We start from the raw sequence: 2,500 nt of genomic DNA, 5'->3' as shown, positions 1-2,500 counted from the left end.
AACAGTCTGGAAAGTCTGACCATAGTGGGTGATAGTCCCTTATGCGTAATGTCTCCTGAAGGCCTTGAGTAGGGCGGGGCACGTGAAACCCTGTCTGAACATGGGAGGACCACCTTCCAAGCCTAAATACTCTCTGGTGACCGATAGTGAACCAGTACCGTGAGGGAAAGGTGAAAAGCACCCCGATAAGGGGAGTGAAAGAGACCTGAAACCAGGTGCCTACAAGCAGTCGGAGCCTCTTATGGGGTGACGGCGTACCTTTTGTATAATGGGTCAGCGAGTTTCTGTCCGTAGCAAGCTTAAGCCGATAGGTGTAGGCGTAGCGAAAGCGAGTCTGAATAGGGCGACTGAGTTACTGGTAGAAGACCCGAAACCGAGTGATCTAGCCATGGCCAGGCTGAAGGTGCGGTAACACGCACTGGAGGGCCGAACCCACGCCTGTTGAAAAAGTCGGGGATGAGCTGTGGCTAGGGGTGAAAGGCCAATCAAACTCGGAGATAGCTGGTTCTCCGCGAAATCTATTGAGGTAGATCGTCGTGTATTGCCCTCGGGGGTAGAGCACTGGATGGGCTAGGGGGGCCCAAAGCCTTACCACACCTAACCAAACTCCGAATACCGAGGAGTATGAGCACGGCAGACAGACAGTGGGTGCTAAGGTCCATTGTCGAGAGGGAAACAGCCCAGACCACCAGCTAAGGCCCCTAAATCGTGGCTAAGTGGGAAAGGATGTGGGGATTCCAAAACAACCAGGAGGTTGGCTTAGAAGCAGCCATCCTTTAAAGAAAGCGTAATAGCTCACTGGTCTAATAGAAACCCTGCGCCGAAAATGTAACGGGGCTCAAGCCACGTGCCGAAGCTGTGGGTGCATAGTTTACTATGCGCGGTAGCGGAGCGTTCTGTAAGCCTGCGAAGGAGACGGGGTGACCCTCTCTGGAGGTATCAGAAGTGCGAATGCTGACATGAGTAGCGACAAACAGTGCGAGAAACACTGTCGCCGAAAGTCCAAGGGTTCCTGCGCAAGGTTAATCCACGCAGGGTGAGCCGGCCCCTAAGGCGAGGGCGAAAGCCGTAGTCGATGGGAATCAGGTTAATAGTCCTGAGCCTGCCAGAAGTGACGAACGAGATATGTTGTCAGCTCTTATCGGATTGAGCTGGCTTTTGGACCGTTCCAGGAAATAGCTCTGGCATATAGACCGTACCCGAAACCGACACAGGTGGACTGGTAGAGTATACCAAGGCGCTTGAGAGAACGATGCTGAAGGAACTAGGCAAATTGCTCGTGTAACTTCGGAAGAAACGAGACCCGTTGGTGGGCAACCATCGGCGGGTGGCACAGACCAGGGGGTAGCGACTGTTTAGTAAAAACACAGGACTCTGCGAAATCGAAAGATGACGTATAGGGTCTGACGCCTGCCCGGTGCCGGAAGGTTAAGAGGAGATGTGTAAGCGTCGAATCGAAGCCCCGGTAAACGGCGGCCGTAACTATAACGGTCCTAAGGTAGCGAAATTCCTTGTCGGGTAAGTTCCGACCTGCACGAATGGCGTAACGACTTCCCCGCTGTCTCCAGCATCGGCTCAGCGAAATTGAACTCCCCGTGAAGATGCGGGGTACCCGCGGTCAGACGGAAAGACCCTATGAACCTTTACTGCAGCTTTACAGTGGTATCAGGAAAGTTTTGTGTAGGATAGGTGGGAGGCTTTGAAACCCGGGCGCCAGCTCAGGTGGAGCCATCCTTGAAATACCACCCTGAACTTTTCTGATATCTAACCGAGACCAGTCAGCCTGGTCCGGGACCCTGTATGGTGGGCAGTTTGACTGGGGCGGTCGCCTCCCAAAGAATAACGGAGGCGCGCGATGGTGGGCTCAGGCCGGTCGGAAACCGGCTGTCGAGTGCAATGGCATAAGCCCGCCTGACTGCGAGAGTGACAGCTCGAGCAGAGACGAAAGTCGGCCATAGTGATCCGGTGGTCCCGCGTGGATGGGCCATCGCTCAACGGATAAAAGGTACTCTAGGGATAACAGGCTGATCTCCCCCAAGAGTCCACATCGACGGGGAGGTTTGGCACCTCGATGTCGGCTCATCACATCCTGGGGCTGGAGCAGGTCCCAAGGGTTCGGCTGTTCGCCGATTAAAGTGGTACGTGAGCTGGGTTTAGAACGTCGTGAGACAGTTCGGTCCCTATCTGCCGTGGGTGTAAGAGACTTGAGAGGATTTGTCCCTAGTACGAGAGGACCGGGATGAACGAACCTCTGGTGCACCGGTTGTCGCGCCAGCGGCACAGCCGGGTAGCTAAGTTCGGAATGGATAACCGCTGAAAGCATCTAAGCGGGAAACCAGCCTCAAAACTAGGTCTCACAGGGCCGTCCAAGACCAGGACGTCGATAGGTCAGGTGTGAAAGCATGGCAACATGTGTAGCTGACTGATCCTAATCGCCCATATCTCTCACACACCAAAACACATGCACAGTAGTCAGTCACACTCCAGAAAACACCAACCA

The 2,500-nt window shown here is 54.4% G+C and carries 1 rRNA gene (cut by a window edge); it reads left to right on the top strand.

The window, feature by feature from the left end:
- Positions 1-2,452: ribosomal RNA gene (locus DTI93_RS09340) — 23S ribosomal RNA — on the top strand; it begins 285 nt to the left of the window's first position.
- Positions 2,453-2,500 lie beyond the last annotated feature (48 nt).

The sequence above is a fragment of the Parasaccharibacter sp. TMW 2.1884 genome (genome assembly GCF_023337695.1).
Lineage (GTDB): Bacteria > Pseudomonadota > Alphaproteobacteria > Acetobacterales > Acetobacteraceae > Bombella > Bombella apis.
Note: the sequence above shows the minus strand (reverse complement) of the source record. Positions and strands in the feature narration are given on the sequence as shown.